Genomic DNA, 21209 nt, shown 5'->3' on the forward strand with positions numbered 1-21209 from the left:
ACAAGCATCTACAGCATGTATATGTTTGCTTTTCGATGATTATTAGCTAAAATGGAATTATTGTATCGGGGAAGGTGTGAATACGCATGACGGAAGAACAAGGACAACCGGCGGAGCCGGTTAAGAAAGAAAAGAAATCACTGTCGCTCAACGTAGTGAGCAGCAAACAACATAAAGGTTTTGGGGCAGGAACGATCGATTTGAGCGCGGTATCCTGTGTTATTATTGATGATGGCGTTGCTTATATTGATGTTGGCGCTATGCATGCAAAGAGTAAAGTAGAGCGTGGCATTAAGTTTACGCCTAACAAAGAGGATACTCCGAACGGTCGTCAATGCTGGATCGTATGGGTAGCGGTTGACCGCAATGAAGAAGGCTCCTATTACGCGGGCGCTACGGCATGCGAGATGCTGATTGATTCCGAGGCGCGTCGCGGGTGGAAGCTTCTCCCGGATCACGTGAACAAGCTGGATCAATCACTCAAACGCCGCTATAACTTGTCCGAGCTTGGCGATGTCGATAAATCGGCGCTTCGCAAGCTGCTTGTGGAGCATAATCTTGAGTGGTGGGATCGCTCCCCAGATGAGCTTAAGCAAGCTTTGAACGTATAACAGCTGGCGTTATTAGCAGCAGATTGAGTTTATTGTGAATTATGGATGAGAACCTCATCGTTCGTAGGCTAGTCCTATCGAATGATGAGGTTTTCCGCGTTGATAGAGGCTGTTAAAGCATTTAAAAAATTTTTTTGGCAGCAAGTGCAGGGTATGCGGGACAAGCTGGCGTCTATTAGATTGGGAAGGAGGGGAGCGACATTCAAGACGAGGATTGGATCAGAGAGGTACAGAAGGGCGGGCCCGAGCATTTTGGTCCTTTTGTACAGGCATATGGTCCTTATATATATAGAACAGTCTTCGCAGTGCTTCGTTCACCGCATGATGCGGAGGATATTACACAGGAAGTGCTGCTGCAAATTTATCGCTCCCTTCCGGATTGTCGATTGGATGGGCTCAAAACATGGATTACCCGTATTGCCGTCAATCGAGCGATCGATTTCAAACGCAGCCGTGCACGAAAGCCAGAGGAGCTAATGGATAGCGAAGCGATGTCTGAAAAAGTACATGAAGAACTTGTGTCTGCTCCTGCTGCAGAAACATTAGCCATCGAACAGGCGGATAGGCAGCAGATACGAGAGCGAGTTGATGAAATGCCGGAAAACTATCGTGAAGTCATAACCGCTTATTATATGGAAGACAAGTCATATGAACAAATCGCAGCCGAAACTGGACTAGAACGCAAAAGCGTAGAGTCCAGGCTGTACCGTGCAAGAGGCTGGATGAAGCGCCATTTTCGGAAGGAGGACTTCGAATGATGATTGAGCATATCTCTTCTGATCAAATGTCCCGTTACGTAAACGACAGACTGGTTGAGGCTGAGCGTATACCGGTTGAGCAGCATTTGGCTGCTTGCGACTTCTGTTTGCAGCTGTTCGTCATTGCGATTGAAACAGCTGAGGGCGAGATGCAGCGGGCAGATTCTGATTTAACCACGCCGATGCCTAACATGGAGCAAATAGAAAAGCGTGTCGTGGAGCAATTGATGATGGAGCAGGAACATGATCATAGAGAAGTCGGGCCACATGTTGTGACGAGTACTATACAAGAGAAGCCTCGCCGTCTGCGGACATGGCTTCAGCATCCGGTAACGCATTACACCATAGCTGCTTCGATTACGCTGCTGCTGCTTGCCAGCGGGACTTTTGCCTCCTTCTCACAGAAGCTGGCTCAGCTTGATATGAATGAGAATAAACAGCAGGATATAAGGCCGAATCCACCAGCGGCGGCAGGTGGACATTCCGAATCTTGGTCAGACAGAATGGTTGATCAAACCGGATCGTGGCTCGATGGCTTAAAAGCTTCTCGATTTAGATAAATGAAAAAAAGAAGACAGAAGGGAATGAATAAATGATGAATAAAAGCCCGTTAGCGGCGTTCTTTCTTTCTTTTTTACCTGGCGTAGGACATGCCTATGCAGGTCGCCCAGTACGTGCGGTTTTGTACGGGGGAGCTTTCTTTGGTTCGATAGGATTGTGTATGCTATTTGGATTAATGGGCGGGTATATGGAGGATACAGTTTATATCTTTTTGTTTTTTATAGCGGCGATGGCGGGAATCATCAATATGATTGATATGGTCATCTTCCTGCTGCTAGGCAAGGGATTGCCGTCAGGCGGGGCAAACCAGCATCCATTCGCGCATCCTGCTGATCATTTCTCGCCAGGCTTTGTTCCTTTGGAGCAAGAGCGCCAGCGCGAGAAGTCGCGGACGATCATGTTCTCTCTGATTCCGGGTCTAGGGCATATGAATATGGGGCTTATGCAGCGGGGTATTACCTTCCTCATTTCCTTCATTGGCTGGTTTGCGATTATCGTCTTCTTAGGCACGATAACGCACAGGGCAGAGCTGCTCGTGTTTCTTTTGGCGCTTCCTGTTATTTGGATATACAGCATGTTTGACGCAATTAGCCAGCTGCATGCCAAGCAGCGCGGGGAGCATGTGGCGGACCGTGCTATATTTGAGGACGTGGAATCGTATATCGCCTCTGGGCGTAAAAGCAAAGTGCTGGCTATCGCATTAGCTATTTTTCCAGGTGCAGGACATCTGTATCTAGGTTTGCAAAAACGCGGCCTGCAGCTAATGGGTGGTTTTCTTCTCGCCGTCTATATTATGGACAATTTGCGCTTGTCGCTGTTTTTTTTCCTGCTTCCGCTGTTCTGGTGCTTTGCTTTCYTCGATGCGCTGCAGCAGACGTCTCGTTATGAGCGTCAGGAGCTTACCGATGAACCGGTATTGACGCAGCTTGTCCCTTATCAGCGCTGGTTTGGTTTTGGGCTGCTGGGATTCGGCGTTTATTACTTGCTCGATCGTGTAGCTGTAGAGGTTACTTCTCATTTCTCAAGGGAGCTTTATTCCCAATACATGCAAATTAAATATATGATACCAACGGCGGTTGTCGCATTTATTATGATTATTGTAGGCATGCGTCTAGCTTTCGGAAGCAAGGCATCTCCGGTAATGAGCAAAGGTAAACCGCCAGAGCTTCATAAGCCGATGCCAAGAAAGTACGAGGAGGATTCGCATTGAACACCAACACGGTAAATATGGCTGAACCGTCTGTCAATCAACCATCAGGCGTTCGCACTTGGCGCGTCGGCTCATTATCGATGGGCGTGACACTGATTCTCGTGGGGACAGCGTTAGCTGTCTCTCTATGGCAGGACATGGAGGCTTACGAGGTGCTCGTGTGGGTCGCGCCCGTCGTTTTCATTATGCTCGGAGCGGAGCTGCTGCTTTACTTGAAGTTTTCTAGCAGTGCGCGTACTATCGTTCGTTATGACTGGATGAGTGTCTTTTTTGTAGGAATGGTTGGAACAGCCAGTCTCGGGCTTGCACTGCTCATGTCAACGGGCTTGTTCGATGAGCTGCAGCGAGGGCTACAGATGACGCAGCGATCGGCATTCGTGGAAACGAAGAAAATAGGGGTGCCTGCTGATATTAAGAAGATTGTTGTGCACACCTTGGATGGCGTGACGCTTGAGCTTACGGAAACACGTGAGCTTAAGCTGTTTGGCCAAATTCGTTATTGGTCATCCGAGAAGTATGAGCGATTGGACAATAAAATGCTGAAAACCGATGTTGTTGGCTCAACGATGTATGTCATGATTGGTTCCGTCGATCACCGGGACGGCGGCCTCATCTCAGACACGGTCAGCCCGGAGCTGACATTAATTGTACCGAAGGATGTAGAGGTTGTGGAACAGGGGCGTTAGTAGCGGAATTGGAAAAGCAGCTTGAAGCGGGATGTTCTCGCTTCAAGCTGCTTTTTTTTAGAGAGGGGATATGAGGAGATCTCGTTCATTGCTGTACTTCGATGGGCAACTTACTCAACACCTCTTGAAGAGGAGCTAGGACACGATAAGAGCCGCGAAGAGGTATATAACCTAACTTGCGATTAATGCTGAGAATAGGTGCATTTGTTGAGTCATTATCTGTACGGATGTATGCGGCTTGATGCTGCTGAGCAAGCTCAATTGCTTTGAGCTTTAAAGCAAAAGCAATCTTCCTGCCGCGATAAGCTCTGCTTACGCCGGTATATTCATGATACATCCCGTTTGTTTGTGGATTAAGCAGGACATTAGTAACCCCTACGAAGCGGTCGCCGTCAGCAGCGATAATCACTTGCTCAGGCGCATAGCCGTCTACTTTCAAATACCATTTGCGCCATTCGACGAAATCAGGGACTTCACCAAGATAACCGGGAATGTCTACCAGTGTTTCTTTATAGATCTCATACAGCTTCTGTTCGCTTTCTTCACCGGGTTCATCGGCAAGCGTTAGGAAGCGTAGCGCCCCAAGGTCTGGCATGCTTGGAAATTGCGGTTGTTGCGCTCCATCATGTTCACCAAGTGTAAGGACGGACTGGAAGGCATGGCGTTCAATTACAAAAGCATGTCGCTTTGCAAACTGAATCGCATCCTCATTATCGTCCCATACTTCAGTAATGAGCGTAGAAGCGCCGATTTTCAAAGCCCATTTTCCAATGTGAGCTAACAGCAATTGGCCGATTCCCTGCTTGCGATAAGACTCTGATACGACAAGCGTATTGCATAAGTAGCCAGGCTCTGTCCAAGGCGCCCGCCACGTCCAGGCGTAGCCGACAATATCGCCTTGCTCATTTACTGCAACCTGCCGCTCGCGATCGTATCCGGCAAGCAGTCCGTTCTCATCCATCCATGTATGTCCAATCTCATAAAGCTTCTTATCTGCATCATGCAGGTTCTCAGCAGTCGTCGGTTCTGACCACACTTGATTAAGCAATTGTGCAAGCTGCTCGTAGTCCTCTGGCAGCTGCAAGGGGCGTAGTGTAATGGACATGGCGTCCCACCTCATCTTTCGTTTCGGTATTCATATAAGATGATTATGGCACGGATGAAGCAGCCCTAGATAGGGAGAGTTTGACTATAAACATTAAATAACAAACGAAAAAAAGCTGCGCCAAAGTCAGAGAGACTTTAGCACAGCTTTATATTTATTCATATTGCCGATTATGAAGCGACGGCAACGGCATTGTAAGTCATAATCCATACAGAACCTGCGACGATCGTCAGCAAAATAACGAGGCCGAATATAAGCGCCATCAGGTTGAAGCGAGGTTTCTCCTCATCCCGTATGTGCATAAAGAAGATAAGCTGAACAGCAAATTGCAGAACTGCCGTCACAAGGATGAGCAGCGTTGCAGCTTTTTTGCTGAGCAGGTCATTCATTACTACGACAAGCGGAATGATTGTCAGAATGATGGAGAATAGGAAGCCGATCACATAAGACTTCATCGATCCGCCGTGGGACCCGTGTGCGTCCTGCGAATGTGTGTTATGGTTTTCCATCCTACATCACCCCCATCAAATAAACGATTGAGAATACGAAAATCCATACGACGTCCAGGAAATGCCAGTACAAGCTGATGATGCCGACTTTGCGCTTCGTAACGGGTGTAATGCCGCGGCGTCTAATCTGAAGAATTAGTGCAATCATCCAGACTAAGCCAAGCGAAACGTGAAGTCCGTGTGTGCCGACGAGAACGAAGAAGGCTGACCAGTAAGCACTTGTTCCGATATTAGCGCCTTCGTGCACCAAATGCATGAACTCATTTACTTCAAGATAGATAAATGAAGCGCCGAGAACTGCTGTAATAGCGAGCCAAAGAATAAGGCCGCGCTTGTTGCCTTTGTTCATTTCAAGAACGGCTATACCGCTTGTAAAGCTGCTTGTCAGTAGAATGAAGGTCGAAATGATAATACCGTTCATCTCAAGCAATTCGGCACCTGTCGGTCCGCCGTCAGTGTTGAGACGGAGGACGACATAGGTTGCAAATAACGTACCGAACAAAATAACGTCGGTTATAAGAAACAGCCAGAAGCCGAACATTTTCATCGATTCTTGATCGTGATGATCGTCATGGTGACCGCCGCCGTGTCCAGCGCCGTGTCCGCCATGCGCTCCTGCTGGAGTGGAAACTGCATGTGCCATTATTTTGTCCCCCTTAACGCTGCTTCCGTGCGTTCAATCTCATCCACCGGAATGTAATAATCGGTATCGTAAGAGAACGAACGAACAAGCATACATACGGCTACGCCGACTAGACCTGGTATGGCCATCCATAGCCAATCCCATACGAAGCCGAAGCCTGCAATAAACCAGCAGATCGACATAATGAATGGAATACCTGAATTTTTCGGCATATGAATCGGTTCAAGCGGCGCAAGTGGTTTAGCAGGCTGACCATTCGCAATGCGCTGCTTTTCTTCCCACCACTCGTCTTGGCTAGTAACCTGTGGCAAGCGAGCAAAGTTATATAGCGGCGCAGGTGATGGTATCGACCATTCGAGTGTACGGCCATCCCATGCATCGCCATCCTTTTCTTTCTTGAAAAACTTGATGCTGTGAGCGATTTGCCATACTTGGAAAATAAACGCGATACCCATCAAGAATGCTCCAACAGTAGAGACGACGTTCAAAGGCTGCCAGCCCATATCGAAGTCATATTCGTTGAAACGACGCGTCATACCCATTAAGCCAAGTGCGTATTGCGGCATGAAACAAACATAGAAGCCGATGTTCCAGAACCAGAATGCCCATTTGCCAAGACCTTCATGCAAACGGAAGCCGAACATTTTTGGCCACCAGTAGTAAAGGCCTGCGAAGTAACCGAACACAACGCCGCCGATAAGCACCTGATGGAAATGCGCGATCAGGAAGTAACTGTTATGGAACTGGAAGTCAGCAGGTGCGACAGACAAGAGCACCCCGGTCATCCCACCGACAACGAAGCAGGGAATAAATGCTACCGTCCACATCATCGGAGTCGTAAACCTAATTCGGCCTCGATACATCGTAAACAGCCAGTTGAATATTTTAACCCCGGTCGGTATTGCGATAATCATCGTTGTCAAAGCGAAGAAAGCATTGACGTTGGCGCCTGAACCCATTGTGAAGAAGTGATGCGCCCATGTAAAGAAGGAGAAGAAGCTGATCGACATAAGCGCGAATACCATTGACTTATAACCGAACAATTTTTTCTTCGAGAAAGCCGAAACGATTTCAGAGAAAATACCAAAAGCCGGCAAGATAACAATATATACCTCAGGATGTCCCCACATCCAGATGAGGTTGATATACATCATCGGGTTGCCCCCGCCGTCGAGCGTAAAGAAGTGAGCGCCTAGATAACGGTCGATGAACAATAGGAACAAGGTAACAGTCAAAATTGGGAATGCGAAAATAATAGTTACACATGACGACAAAACAGACCATACGAACATCGGCATTTGCATGAGCTTCATGCCTGGTGCGCGCATTTTTAGAATCGTAACGATAAAGTTAATACCTGTAGCCAATGAACCGATACCTGAGATTTGAATACCCCATATATAGAAGTCCTGTCCGAGTCCCGGACTTCCTGACAGCTCAGAGAGCGGCGGATAAGCGAGCCATCCTGCATCAGGTGAACCGCCGATAATGAAGGATACGTTAAACAGCATGGCACCGAAGAAGAACATCCAGAAGCTAAGGGAGTTCAAAAACGGGAATGCAACGTCGCGGGCACCAATTTGCAGTGGAACGACGATATTGAATAAACCGAACATAAGCGGCATCGCCATGAACAAGATCATGATTACGCCGTGCGTCGTAAAGATTTGGTTATAGTGATCCGGCTGCAAAAACTCCACTTCAGGCGCTGCGAGCTGAACACGCATGAGCAGCGCATCAACGCCGCCGCGGAACAACATAAGAATAGATGCAATGATATACATAATACCGATCTTCTTATGATCGACGCTGGTCAGCCATTCCGTCCAAAGCCAGCGCCATTTTTTGAAAAAGGTAAGCGTGAATATAATCGCCACAACCGACAGGCCGATGGATACTTGAGCCCCTAAAATAAGCGGATCGCCTGTGACGAAAAATTCGGACGCGAAATCTTTAATTTTGTCTAACATGAGGGGTCCTCCTAAAAGTTTGTGGCACAAACTCGCCTCTTAAGCATTTGCTTGAAAGCGGGTTAATGACCCGCATGAATATGAGCATTTAAATCTGGTTTGCTTTTCGTTTCTTTTTGCGTCGCAGACGTATCCGCTGTAATGGATTCTTTATCCGTTTCTGCGGCGGGCTCTGTTGCGCCTCCACCATGATGCTGGTGAGCGCTGCCGTCGCCTTTTACATATTGCGTTACAATTTTATTGAACAATCCTTCAGGGAAGCTGGAGAACAACTGCACATTAGAAGGACCTGGTTCAGTAAGCTTCTCGAACCCTTCCATTGTCAGTTCAGGCGACGATGCTTTAACCTCGCCTACCCAAGCTTTATAGTCCTCTTCGGACGTAGCATCCACCTTGAATGTCATTTTGGCAAAATCTTTTCCTGTGAAGTTAGCACCGGAGCCATAATAGCTGCCTTGCTCATCAGCCTGTAGGAATAAGGTCATCGCCATCCCTGACATGGAATAAATTTGTCCGCCGAGTTGTGGCACCCAGAAGGAGTTCATCGCCGTATCCGATGTTAACTGGAATCTAATCGGCGTATCTTCAGGAATCTTCAAATAGTTGACGGTCGCAATATCCTCTTCTGGATATTTAAACAACCATTTCCAATCAAGTGAAGTAACCTGAATCGTAATTGGCGCCTTAGCCGACTCAATCGGTTTGGAAGGCTCGAGCGCATACGTGTATTTGACGGTGACTATAGCAAGAACAAGGATCGCTACAATCGGAATGCTCCACCAGGTAATCTCTAGCTTCGTGCTGTGCTCCCAGTTAGGCTTATAGGAAGCTTTACTGCCGGGCTTATCACGGTACCGCCAGACGATAACAGCTGTCAGGATAAGTACGGGCACGATAATAACCGCACACAGAATGGTTGAAAAATAAATCAAATCTTTCTGAGACTCGCCGATTGGCCCTTTCGGATCGAGCACGATGAATTGCTCGCCGCAGCCGGAAAGCATAACGGCCATTAGCATAATCAGTGCGGGTGTCAGCATACGAAGAAACGGTCTCATCATCAGTTCAACTCCTCAAAATTACTGCTTACGACTACAATAGCAGATCCACAAGGTAATAACTGCGGGGTTAACAATTACGTCAATAATTCGTCTTTATTCTGTAATAGAAAGTTCACGGCTTAGACAACTGTTAGATTTAGGAGCGTTCAGACAGTGAATTGTTCTTACATATAGTAACTTTACCCAAATAAAATTGTTTTGTCCCAGTAAAAGCAAATAGACAGTCGCATCTGGTCATTGACCGAATGTGACTGTCTATTGGTTAAGAGTGATGAAGTTAATTTTAATTATTGAGGATCGTTAAAATCCTTTGACGACTGCTCTTGGTTAAGGCGTGCATGAACAAGTCCGATCGCTGTGCCAATAACATAAATATGAACGCTGCCGATTAGGAATCCGATGCCGACCATAAGTCCAACATTTTTATCGCTGAAATGGCTTAAGTTAATGAGGCTTAATAAAACGCCAATAGATAAAACGATCCAAGAGATGGCAGTCATTGCCTTTACGAGGCGCTTGACATCTGATTTAGAAGGCTGAATGTTGCTGATTGTTGCGGTTTTTGTTGTCATATTTAACACTCCCGATCAATTGTAAGTGTTTTCTTATCCATACTATACCACAACTTTGTGGTTTTGTTCAAAGAAAATTCACTTTTTGATCATAAGTTGGACAAAAATGCGCAAAGATCACGGTTGGTTCAATATTGGAAGGAACAAAAGCCCTCCTCATTAAAGGAAGGCTGCTGTTTGTTTAGTCTGTCCACCAGCGTTTCAAGTCATTCCACCAAGAGCGTCGTCCTGCTGTACCAGATCCATTTTGAGTGGCGTCACTGTCGTTATTTCCTGCACCCGCAGGCTCGCCGCATACATCAGTCGGCTCCGTTCCGCTGATGAAGGTTTCTAATCGTCTGTGCGGACAGCTGCTTTCTGCAAGCTTGCCGCTTGTCGGATCGATATACACGTTCACGATGCCTTCCGGAATCGGGAAAATCTTCGGCGGTATAGCAGACAGCGCTTGCTCAGTAAATTTGGCGAAAACCGGAGCAGCGCGGTAAGCCTCGGCAACGGTTAATTTGCGATCCTTATCGTAACCTACCCACACTGCTGTCGCTAGTTCAGGCGTATACCCGACAAGCCATGCATCTGTTGGGGTCGTACCCGTCTTGCCTGCTATCGGCCGCTTAATAATAGAAGATACGCGGAAAGCTGTTCCGCCTTCTTCAAATACACTCTCCATTAAACTGGTCATAACATAGGCTTCGGCTGGGGTGATGGCTTGCACTGATTTTTGTTTTGCTTCATATAATACCTGTCCCTTTCGGTCCTCAATGCGGAGAATCGCAATCGGCTCCATGTGAATGCCGCCGTTTGCGAAAGTACCAAATGCAGAAGCCATTTCGAATGGGCTAACTGGAAAGGTGCCAAGCGCAAGTGAAGGGACCGGCTTCATCGGACTTTCAATTCCCAGCTTCTTTGCCGTTTCAATAACTTTATCAGCGCCGACGGTCATGATGGTGTTAACCGCATAAATATTATCCGAGCTGGCCAGCGCCTGTCTCATATCAATCAGCTCATTCAAATACTTGTCACCGTAGTTGCGTGGTTCATACGTCTTCCGTCCCTCATCATAAGTKAATACAGTTGGTTCACTCTTATAACGGGTAACAGGCGACATAAAACCGCTTTGCAAGGCGGTTAAATATAAGAAAGGCTTAAAGGAGGAGCCGGGTTGGCGCGTCTTTGCAAACACTCGATTATATTGGTTGTTTTTATAATTTCTTCCGCCAACCATCGCTTTGATATATCCGGTGCGAGGATCTATTGCAATGAGCGCCGCTTGCTGCTCGGAGTTTTCGGGAAAGCCCTTTGCAATGACCTCTTCAGCCGTTGCTTGCGCGGACGGATCAAGCGTTGTATAGATGGTAATTCCGCCCTCATTCAGCAAATGTTCATTAATACCCAGCTTGTCGACAGCAATATACCTGATGTAATCGCGAAAATAAGGCGCAAACCCTTCCTGGTCGCCAGAGCCAAGTGTCTGGAAGCTCAGCATTTCCTTATAGGCGGCATCAGCCTGCTCGGATGTAATTGAGCCGCCTTCAAGCATCGCCTGCAAAATAGTAAGCTGGCGGTCCTTTGCATTCTTCATGTTAAGGTACGGCGAATAATACTTAGGACCCTTCGGAATGCCGGCAAGCATCGCGCTTTCTGCAAGCGTGAGCTCGGAAGCGTGTTTATTGAAGTACATCATCGCCGCTGCTTCAATACCATAGGAGCCGTGGCCATAATAAATTTGATTCAAATACATGCCCAGAATTTCGTCTTTGGAGTAATTCATTTCAAGCTGAACCGTGTACATCGCTTCCTTCAGCTTGCGCTGCCAGGTTCGCTCATGCGTCAAATATAGATTACGTGCGAGCTGCTGAGTAAGCGTGCTTGCGCCTTGGCGTGCCGAGAAGCTTTGGACGTTAACCATAACGGCTCGCGCCATTCCCTTCATATCGAAGCCGCGATGATCATAGAAGCGGCGATCCTCAATAGCTAAGGTTGCTTCAATTACATAATGCGAAATGTCGGATAACTGTACAGAACGGCGGTTCTCTCCTGCATGAAACGTATCGATGACATTGCCATGCAAATCAAGCATTTGAGATGTTTGGCTAATTGCGGTGACTGGCAGCGATTGCGTACGTAAAAAGATAAGTGTACCGGCCAAGATGAGTATGAAAAGGGTGAATGCGGCAGCTGCCCATCTCAACCATTTCTTCATTTTCAGAAATTGGGGAAGGAACCTCTCGGTTATAAATGGAAAAGCAGGCCTGCGGCGCAGCTTACCCTGCTGGTTGGAATTTTTTTTCATGGAGCAGGCTCCCTTCAATGCAAAACTTCACTTTTCCTTAGTATGGAAAAACGAAGAACACCCTATTCACGAAGAGGAGCGTAATCGTAAATAATTGTAGAAGAGGATTAAATAGTATTCATTATATAGATTGATATTCGGACTTTATTCAGTAGCGTGGTATAAGAATTAGCAGCCTGCAATACAAGAATAATCGGCTAGAAATTAGGATGTTGACGATAAGGAAAACGCATGATAATCTCTGATTAAAGGTTTAACCACGAATGACAAGTGTTATTTGGTTAAACGTTTAATTGGTTATCATAATCGTAAAATAAGGCATGGTATTATGCAAAGATCCGTGAACCTTCCTTACTATGCTGCTAATGGATCAAAAAATGTTCTATTGAAAGGTGGTGTTGCCTGACATAGTGGATATCGATTTATGAATGCGTTTACATTAGAATCGCACTTATTCAAATCAACGCAGGTAAATGAGCTTCTATTATATGAAAAGGATCGTGATGATTAATGACGATTAGTCTTAAGAAACGTCTATCCGTACTCATTATTATGAGTATGGTGCTCACATTCTTCGCGCAGGCACAAACCAGCTATGCAGCTTCTTACGAGGCGGAGTCGGCTTCACTCTCAGGGGGAGCCGTATATGCGAATGATCATACGGGTTATTCCGGGTCTGGCTTCGTTGGCGGTTTTACAGATGGCAATAAGGGAAATGCAGCTGCTCAGTTTACGGTAAGCGCGGCAGCAGCTGGGGTTCATAACGTAACCGTGCGGTATGCGAATGGGAATGGCAGTGCGAAGACGTTGAGCCTATACGTAAATGGCGTCAAAATGAAGCAAACGACGCTGAATGCAACCGCGAATTGGGACAGCTGGACGACCAGCACGGAAGCATTGACGCTCGCAGCAGGCAGCAATACGATCCGCTACAAATTCGACGCGACAGACACAGGAAACGTAAACTTAGACAAAATTGATGTTGAAGCAGCGCCAGCTGCGCCAAACACCCTTGAAGCAGAAGCGGCGACTCTTACGGGAGGAACAACTATAGCTAACGATCATACGGGCTATACGGGAACCGGATTTGTCGGCGGCTTCACAGATGGCAACRAAGGAAGCGCGGCATTACAATTTGCAGTTACGCCAGCCGCAGCCGGAAGCCGTGAGCTGACGTTCCGATATGCAAATGGAACAGGCAGCGATAAAACATTAAGCCTTTATCTGAATGGAACGAAGCTTCGTCAGGTTACGCTTCCAGCTACATCGAATTGGGACACATGGGGCACCAAGCTGGAAGTTGTTACTCTGAATGCAGGCAGCAATGCCGTTCGGCTTCAATTTGATACGACGGATTCTGGAAATATCAATTTGGATAACCTCGTTGTAGGTGCTCTTACAACAACGCCGACACCAACCCCTACAGCAGCTCCAACACCAACCGTGACACCAACGCCTACGCCTACTGTAACACCAACACCAACGCCGGGCACGGGATTTGTGTATCAAGCGGAGGATCAATTTTTCTCAGGTGGAGTAACCAAAGCATCGACCTATTTGCAGAACTTTACAAGCGTCGGTGCGAGAGCTATTTTCACCGTTAACCGGACTGCGGAGGGGAACTCGGCCGTTGAGCTTCGCTACGCAAATGGAACAGGGACGAGCAAGACGATAAATATTTACGTGAATGGCGTGTTTGTTAAAACAACAACGCTCTCAGCAACTGGAGGAGCAACCACTTGGGGCAGTCAAAGCGAGACGCTGAGCCTCCGCAAAGGTTTAAATACGATTACGTATCAATATGACAGCGGAAATAGCGGCGGAATAGCGATCGATTACATTTCCGCAGCAGGTGGAATCGGCTTGGCGGCGCGGGGAGCAACCGTACCTTATCAAGAGCTGGAAGCGGAGAGCGGCACGACGAACGCTCAGGTGCTTACAGCAAACCGCACTTATTTGACTATTGAATCAGAATCGTCGGGAAGACGCGCTGTAAAGCTGACATCTACTGGGCATTATGTGCAGTGGACAGCGCCACAAGCTGCTAACTCTGTTGTCGTCAGGTACAGTATGCCTGATTCGGCAGGGGGCGGCGGTACGAATGGAACACTTAGCCTTTATGTGAACGGAACTAAAACACAGACACTTAGCCTAACGTCACGTTATGCATGGACGTATGGCGCTTATCCATACAACGACAATGCTGCGAATGGCGAAGGGCATCGTTTCTATGATGAGAGCCGCTTCCTTGTCGGAAACATTCCTGCGGGGGCTACGGTGAAGCTGCAGAAGGATTCTGGCGATACAGCTTCTTACTATACGATTGATCTTATTAACTTGGAACAAGTAGATGCCGCCTACACAATGCCTGCTAATTTCGTGAGCATTACCTCCTTCGGAGCTGTAGCGAGCGATGCAGGTGATGATACGCAAGCGATTCGCGACGCTATTGCTAATGCGAAGTCGACAGGCAAAGCAGGCGTGTGGATTCCATCAGGCACCTTCCGAATGAATGACCGAGTGAATGTGAACGGTATCCATATTCGCGGCGCTGGCATGTGGTACTCTAATTTGCAAGGCACTAACGGGAAAGGCGGCTTTTATGGCGTAGGCGGTAATGTAACGATTACCGATCTTGCGATTACGGGAGATTCGCTGTATCGGAACGACGGTGCGGACCACGCTGCTTTCGAAGGAAACTTTGGAACAGGCTCGCTTATTCAAAATGTATGGATCGAGCATACGAAGGTGGGCTTCTGGCTGCAGTCTGGAACGGACGGTTTATATGTAGTCGGAGGTAAGATTCGCAATACATGGGCGGATGGTGTAAACCTTCACGGCGGTGTCAAAAATACAACGATCAGCCATTTCAGTGTACGCAATACAGGGGACGACGCCTTCGCGATGTGGTCGGACGGCTCACCGAATGAGAACAGCATGTTCCGCTATAATATCGCCCAGGTTCCTGTTCTTGCAAATACTTACGCCCTTTACGGCGGCAAGGACAACAAGATATGGGATAACATCGGTGCAGACACGGTGACGGCTTCTGCAGGCATCGTGGTCAGCACAAGGTTCAATGCCGTTGCGTTTAGCGGCACGACTGAAGTGAAACGAAATACGTTGAACCGTACAGGCGGCTGGGAGCGCAACTGGAACACGAGCTTCGGCGGTTTATGGATCTATGCAGAAAATCAGAGCATTTCGGCTCCAATCGTTGTCGATAATGTTCAAATTAATGACAGCACCTATGAAGCTGTGAAATTCAGCTACAATCAATCGATAACAAACGTGAGCTTTAATCAAGTGAATATCAGCGGCGCCGGCACCTATGGGATTTTGTTCGATTCCGTTACAGGATCAGGGACGTTTAGCAATGTAATGGTCACAGGGGCTGCATCGGGAGGCCTATCGAATCCGAATAATCAGTTTGTAATAACTAGAGGTGCAGGCAACAGCGGCTGGTAGTATGAAATATAGGGGAAGCAGGCTGGCTCGCTTGAGCCGGTTTGCTTCTTCTTTTTTTATATTTTCGGAGTACAAATTTTAGTGCCTCCACAAATAAGCTATACTATGATAAAACGTTTAACTCAAGGAGCCGGATGGGCTTTGAGACGAAAGAGAGCGATAAGAGGATGAAAAATGAAGTAAGCATCGTAGACGTTGCCAAGGTGGCTGGTGTATCGATTGCGACGGTATCTAATGTTATTAACGGCAAGGGAAGGGTATCGGGCACAACGAAAGAAAATATCGAGCGGGTAATTATCGAGCTTGGCTACACGCCAAATCTGCCTGCTAGAAATCTAAAGACTCGGCGTACGCATCTTGTTGGACTCGTCGTACCGATGATGCAGCCTGGGAGGCTGCAGGACAACCCATTTTATTGGGACCTGCTTACAGGTGTAGAAGAAGGGGCACGTGATCGCCAATTTCATATTATTTTATCGGGTATTGATGAGAGCACAGAAACATTCACATTCGCCAAGGAGCGTCGATTGGATGGGTTAATCGTGATGGGGACGAATGAGGGCTCGCAGGCAGTTGATCGCATTGTAAACTTAGGCATGCCTGCCGTCTTTATTGATAGCTACTTGAAGCGGGAGGATCTATATCAAGTTAATTTAGAGGACAGAAAAGGAAGCTATCGCGCGATTCGTTATTTAATCGACCAAGGACATCGACGAATTGCACTTTTAATTGGAGATATTCCGCTTGAGCGCATCACATATTACGGTGTTTTGCATGAGCGATGGTTAGGCTATAAGGATGCGCTGGCAGAAGCGGGTATTCCATACGATCAAGCCTTAATGATCAGGCTCCCGACATCGCTTGATGGTGGCTATCGCGCTGCGGATCAGCTCATCAAGCTTGCGGACGTGACGGCGATCTTCTCGTTTTCGGATGTAAGTGCGATGGGTTTGCTTAAACGGCTGCGAGAACTAGGCAAAAAGGTGCCGGAGGACTATTCGGTAATCGGCTTTGACAATTTGTCCATCTCTAGCTTTACTTCGCCTGCGCTAACGACCGTCTCTCAAAATATTTTGGAGAAAGGGCAGGAAGCGATCCGCATGCTGCTCGATCAGATTGATGGCAACCCTGTTCAGGAGAGGTGCAAGGCTTTGCCGGTAGAGCTGATCATTCGTGAAACGACAGGCTGCGTGAAGCTGGCAAATGGTTGAGAAGGACATTATACAAAAGAACAGGTATGACCTTTTCAAGATGAATAAAGGCTGTCCCATGTTATGTGGGACAGCCTTTGTTGTGAAACAGCATCTACATATCGTACGGAAAATCAGGATATTATACTTAATAAAATCTTTGAAAAACGTTAATGCACGGATTGTCTAGAGTACTTGTAGTGATTTAATAATTTTACTATAATACAGGTTGAACGATTGAAGGAAAGAAGGGATTTAACACCATGGAATTGTGGTATACGGAAAAACAAACAGATAGCTTCGGCATAACGGCGAAGATCACTAAGACTTACGTTAATGAACAAACAGATTTTCAACAGCTTGATATGATCGAAACGGAAGAGTTTGGAACGATGCTTGTTCTCGACGGTATGGTTATGACCAYGGTTAAGGATGAGTTCGTTTACCACGAAATGGTTGCGCATCCTGTACTTTTCACGCATCCGAATCCGGAGTACGTGCTCGTTGTTGGCGGCGGAGACGGCGGCGTTATTCGTGAAGTAATGAAACATCCGAAGGTGAAGAAGGCAGTTCTTGTCGACATCGACGGTAAAGTAATCGAGTACTCCAAAAAATACTTGCCATCCATCGCTGGCGAGCTCGACAACCCGCGTGTTGAAGTGCTTGTAAACGACGGCTTTATGCATATTCATGATCATAAAAACACCTATGACGTTATTATGGTTGATTCCACTGAACCGGTTGGCCCTGCGGCAAACCTATTTACGAAGGGCTTCTACCAAGGCATCTACGAAGCATTGAAAGAAGACGGTATCTTCGTTGCTCAAACGGACAACCCTTGGTTTAAAGCGGACCTGATCCAAAGCGTAAACAAAGACGTGAAGGAAGTATTCCCGATCGTTCGTGTATATGGCGCCAACATTCCTACTTACCCAAGCGGTCTGTGGACGTTCACAATGGGCAGCAAAAAACACGATCCTCTTGCTGTTGATGAGACAGCAATTCCAGAAATTGATACAAAATATTACACGCCTCGTCTTCACAAAGCAGCATTCGTGCTTCCTAAATTTGTTGAAGATCTTGTGAAGTAACAAGCGGCTACGCTTCAGGAAAGAGAGGGACATACCTCATGAAATTAGATCAAAAATATTCAGGCAATGTCTTCATTTTGAGCTCTGACAACTACGAAGCTTCCAAAGCGGTTATCTACGGCATGCCGATGGATTTCACGGTTAGCTTCCGTCCAGGCTCCCGTTTCGGCCCTCCTCGCATTCGCGAAGTGTCGATTGGACTTGAAGAATACAGCCCTTACCTAGATCGCAGCCTCGAGGACATTGAATATTTCGATGCTGGTGATTTGCTGCTTCCTTTCGGAAACGCAGCGCGCAGTCTGGAAATCATCGGCGAATTCGTTCGTGGTGTGCTAGACGACGGTAAAATTCCTGTTGGTCTCGGCGGCGAACATCTTGTTTCTTGGCCGATCTTCCAAGAGGTGTACAAAAAGTACCCTGATCTTGCGATCATTCACTTCGACGCTCACGCTGATTTGCGCGAGTCGTATGAAGGCGAGCCATTGTCTCACTCTACGCCGCTGCGCAAAGCAGCTGGTCTTATGGGTGGACAGAACATTTACCAGTTCGGTATTCGTTCAGGATCGCGCGAAGAGTGGCAATATGCACGCGAGAACATCAACTTCCATCCGTTCGAGGTTTTGGAGCCGCTTAAGAAGGTGCTTCCTGAGCTCGAAGGACGTCCGGTTTATTTAACGATCGACATCGATGTGCTTGATCCATCTGCAGCACCAGGTACTGGTACAGCGGAAGCGGGCGGCATTACGTCGAAGGAGCTTATTGAATCCGTTCATGCTATTGCACGTTCCGGCGTGAACATTGTGGGCTTCGATCTCGTTGAGGTTGCACCAGCTTATGATCCGACGGAGCAAACGCAAATTGTTGCGGCGAAGGTTATTCGCGAGATGCTTCTAGGCTTTTTGAAATAGTCATTAAATAGAGTGAAGGCTTCACTGCCAGCGGTCATTTATCCGCGTGGCGTGAAGCCTTTTTTTTATTGTAAAAGGGTACTTTAGATTAACAAAATAAATAAATGACAATTCAGAATATTTAAATTAATATATTGTAGGAAAACATTATTTCATCTTGTGCTTGCAGCAGAGCATCTTATTAATAGAAAGAGAATGAAGGAGGCGTTTTTGTTGGTTAACAAATCGGTGTGGAAGGGTGCTTTAGCTGCTGCTATTACCGTTAGTCTAGGGGCTATGCCGTTCACGGCAATGGCTGATGCGGGTGCAGGGAATACAGTGCAACTGCGAATTATGGAAACGTCGGACCTGCACGTGAACATGATGAACTATGACTATTTTGCGGACAAGCCTACTGATGAATATGGGTTCGCGAAGACGGCAACGCTCATCAAGAAAGCGCGGGAGGAAGCTCCGAACAGTCTATTATTTGATAATGGCGATTTGATTCAAGGAAATCCCCTAGGTGATTATGTCGCTACGGTTGATAAGCTGAAGCAGGGCGAGACGCATCCGGTGTACAAAGCTATGAATTTGCTTAACTACGATGCAGGCAACTTAGGCAATCATGAATTCAATTATGGCTTATCGTTTCTGGACACCTCGCTCGCGGGCGCAGACTTTCCTTATGTAAATGCAAACATTTATAAAGTAGATGGAGACAAGGATGAGACGAATGATGTTAATTTGTTTAAGCCTTATCTCATTATTGATAAAGAGGTAACAGACAGCAAGGGCGCGAAGCATAAGCTGAAAGTAGGCGTGATTGGATTTGTGCCTCCGCAAATTACAACATGGGACAAAGCTCATCTAGAAGGCAAGGTTATCGTTAAGGATGTTGTCAAAACGGCAGAAAAGTTTGTACCGGAAATGAAAGCGAAGGGAGCGGATATCATTGTTGCGATTCCGCACTCGGGCTTTGAAGATATCCCGCAATCAGAGCTCATGGAAAATTCGGTGCTTTATTTAAGCAAAGTTGCTGGCATTAATGCGATTTTGTTCGGACATGCGCATAAAGTATTCCCTGACAAATCGTTTGAAGGAAAAACGGGTGTCGATCTCGCCAAAGGAACGATTAACGGAGTGCCTGCGGTTGAACCGGGCTTCTGGGGAAATAATCTTGGGATTATTGATTTAACACTGGAGAACAAGGATGGGAAATGGGCCGTTGTCGATTCCAAGAGCACGGTTAAGCCTATCTTTGATGCGGTAAATAAGGTACCTCTTGTAGAAGCTGACAAAGCTGTTGTCGATGCGGTGAAAGAGGATCATGAGCATACGCTGGCGTATGTGCGAGGGCCTGTCGGCAAGACGACAGCGTCAATCAACAGCTGGTTTGCTCTTGTTCAAGATGATCCATCCATTCAAATCGTTACGAATGCACAAAAATGGTATGTAGAGAAGCAGCTGCAGGGAACGGAATATGAAGGGCTTCCTGTTCTTTCGGCAGGAGCACCGTTTAAGGCTGGCGGCCGCCAAGGACCGAACTATTATACCAATATTCAGGCGGGCGATATTGCAATCAAGAATGTTGCCGATTTGTATTTGTACTCGAATACTGTGAATGCTGTACTCGTCACAGGAGCGGAGATTAAAGAATGGCTCGAGTGGTCAGCTGGTCAATTCAAGCAGATCGATGCAGCGAGCACAGAGAAGCAAGAGCTGATCAATTATGATTTTCCAACGTACAACTTCGATGTCATTGACGGTGTGACCTATCAGATCGATGTTGCACAACCGACGAAGTATGAAGCTGGCGGCGCGCTCAAGAACGAAAGCGCAAAGCGGATCGTTAATTTGCAGTTTGAAGGAAAACCAATTAAGGCGGATCAGAAGTTCGTTGTTGCAACGAACAACTACCGTGCATCTTCCAGCAAATTCGCTAACCCGGACGGCAAACGTATTATCCTTGCTTCCCCGGATGAGAACCGCCAGGTTGTCATTGACTACATTCGCTCCTTCAAGACGATTGATCCGGCAGCGGATGGCAACTGGTCGCTAGCGGCAATTAATGACACCGTGAACGTGACAATCAAGACATCACCGGAAGCAAAGAGTGCAGCGGAAGCGAATAAGTTGACTTCCTACACGGGTGATACAGCTGATGGCTATGCAGAGTTTAAGCTTAATCTAAGTGCGAAGTCAGTAGTGTTGCCGGTAGAACCAACAAAACCGACAACACCAACAACACCGACGAAGCCGACAGAGCCAGCTAAACCTGAGAAGCCAACGACTTCTGTTCCAACGACTCCTCAAGCTTCGGTTTATACGGTTAAAGCAGGGGACACTCTCTATGCAATAGCTTTGGAGCACGGAACGACGTGGCAGAAATTAGCCAGCTACAATAAGCTAAAGAACCCGAATAGAATCTATCCGGGTCAAAGCATAAAGATTCCGGCCAAATAATCGATTCGCATTGATAAAAAGACGTTTTCCGCGTAATCTTAGCGGGAAGCGTCTTTTTCTAATACAAACAGAAAAAGCGATCGTATGATCGAGGCTAGAATGGGCTTATAATAAGACGTTATTGCTGATTT

The 21209-nt window shown here is 47.0% G+C and carries 17 protein-coding genes; 10 read left to right on the forward strand and 7 right to left on the reverse strand.

The window, feature by feature from the left end:
* The first annotated feature begins 86 nt into the window (after positions 1–86).
* The 5 genes from AC1DPK_RS26720 (at position 87) to AC1DPK_RS26740 (ending at position 3826) form a co-directional block, all read left to right on the forward strand.
* Complete coding sequence (locus AC1DPK_RS26720; protein WP_430053929.1) at positions 87–611, forward strand: YwhD family protein; 525 nt, start codon at positions 87–89, stop codon at positions 609–611.
* 305 nt (positions 612–916) lie between these two features.
* Entirely contained in the window at positions 917–1369 is a 453-nt protein-coding gene (locus AC1DPK_RS26725) for a sigma-70 family RNA polymerase sigma factor (RefSeq protein ID WP_339205969.1), read from the forward strand.
* A complete protein-coding gene (locus AC1DPK_RS26730; RefSeq protein ID WP_477512190.1) occupies positions 1366–1929 on the forward strand; it encodes a hypothetical protein in 564 nt (187 codons plus the stop codon). Before AC1DPK_RS26725 ends, AC1DPK_RS26730 begins: the two co-directional genes overlap by 4 nt.
* Positions 1930–1961: 32 nt before the next feature.
* Positions 1962–3140 carry a hypothetical protein gene (locus AC1DPK_RS26735; protein WP_477512191.1) on the forward strand — a complete coding sequence of 393 codons (1179 nt, stop codon included), beginning with the start codon at positions 1962–1964 and terminating at the stop codon, positions 3138–3140.
* Positions 3137–3826, forward strand: a complete 690-nt coding sequence (locus AC1DPK_RS26740; RefSeq protein ID WP_477512192.1) for a hypothetical protein — start codon at positions 3137–3139, stop codon at positions 3824–3826. The genes AC1DPK_RS26735 and AC1DPK_RS26740 overlap by 4 nt, the downstream gene beginning before the upstream one ends.
* Before the next feature lie 85 nt (positions 3827–3911).
* On the opposite strand, the gene AC1DPK_RS26745 is transcribed toward AC1DPK_RS26740, so the two are convergent.
* The 7 genes from AC1DPK_RS26745 to AC1DPK_RS26775 form a co-directional block, all read right to left on the reverse strand.
* Positions 3912–4931: a GNAT family N-acetyltransferase gene (locus tag AC1DPK_RS26745; protein ID WP_477512193.1), complete on the reverse strand. Its 1020-nt coding sequence runs from the start codon at positions 4929–4931 to the stop codon at positions 3912–3914.
* Between the two features lie 170 nt (positions 4932–5101).
* Positions 5102–5440 (reverse strand): cytochrome o ubiquinol oxidase subunit IV, encoded by a 339-nt coding sequence (cyoD, locus tag AC1DPK_RS26750; RefSeq protein ID WP_076271578.1) that lies wholly within the window; start codon positions 5438–5440, stop codon positions 5102–5104.
* Position 5441: 1 nt separating this feature from the next.
* A complete protein-coding gene (gene cyoC, locus AC1DPK_RS26755; protein WP_076271579.1) occupies positions 5442–6083 on the reverse strand; it encodes a cytochrome o ubiquinol oxidase subunit III in 642 nt (213 codons plus the stop codon).
* A complete protein-coding gene (locus AC1DPK_RS26760; protein ID WP_076271580.1) occupies positions 6083–8053 on the reverse strand; it encodes a cbb3-type cytochrome c oxidase subunit I in 1971 nt (656 codons plus the stop codon). Before AC1DPK_RS26760 ends, cyoC begins: the two co-directional genes overlap by 1 nt.
* A 62-nt stretch (positions 8054–8115) precedes the next feature.
* Positions 8116–9114: a ubiquinol oxidase subunit II gene (gene cyoA / locus AC1DPK_RS26765; protein ID WP_441884792.1), complete on the reverse strand. Its 999-nt coding sequence runs from the start codon at positions 9112–9114 to the stop codon at positions 8116–8118.
* Positions 9115–9401: 287 nt separating this feature from the next.
* Complete coding sequence (locus AC1DPK_RS26770; RefSeq protein ID WP_477512194.1) at positions 9402–9686, reverse strand: hypothetical protein; 285 nt, start codon at positions 9684–9686, stop codon at positions 9402–9404.
* A gap of 181 nt (positions 9687–9867) precedes the next feature.
* Positions 9868–11976, reverse strand: a complete 2109-nt coding sequence (locus AC1DPK_RS26775) for a transglycosylase domain-containing protein (RefSeq protein ID WP_477512195.1) — start codon at positions 11974–11976, stop codon at positions 9868–9870.
* Positions 11977–12486: 510 nt separating this feature from the next.
* Here AC1DPK_RS26775 and AC1DPK_RS26780 point away from each other — a divergent pair.
* The 5 genes from AC1DPK_RS26780 (at position 12487) to AC1DPK_RS26800 (ending at position 21078) form a co-directional block, all read left to right on the forward strand.
* Entirely contained in the window at positions 12487–15444 is a 2958-nt protein-coding gene (locus tag AC1DPK_RS26780) for a carbohydrate-binding protein (protein ID WP_477512196.1), read from the forward strand.
* Positions 15445–15611: 167 nt separating this feature from the next.
* Positions 15612–16655, forward strand: coding sequence for a LacI family DNA-binding transcriptional regulator (locus tag AC1DPK_RS26785; RefSeq protein ID WP_477512197.1), 1044 nt, complete (start codon positions 15612–15614; stop codon positions 16653–16655).
* 242 nt (positions 16656–16897) lie between these two features.
* Entirely contained in the window at positions 16898–17725 is an 828-nt protein-coding gene (gene speE / locus AC1DPK_RS26790) for a polyamine aminopropyltransferase (protein WP_477512198.1), read from the forward strand.
* 38 nt (positions 17726–17763) lie between these two features.
* Positions 17764–18633, forward strand: a complete 870-nt coding sequence (gene speB, locus AC1DPK_RS26795; RefSeq protein ID WP_076271583.1) for an agmatinase — start codon at positions 17764–17766, stop codon at positions 18631–18633.
* A 195-nt stretch (positions 18634–18828) separates the two neighbouring features.
* Positions 18829–21078, forward strand: a complete 2250-nt coding sequence (locus AC1DPK_RS26800; RefSeq protein ID WP_477512199.1) for a bifunctional 2',3'-cyclic-nucleotide 2'-phosphodiesterase/3'-nucleotidase — start codon at positions 18829–18831, stop codon at positions 21076–21078.
* The last annotated feature ends 131 nt before the right edge of the window (positions 21079–21209 follow it).

Source organism: Paenibacillus sp. 01T424, from assembly GCF_056398745.1.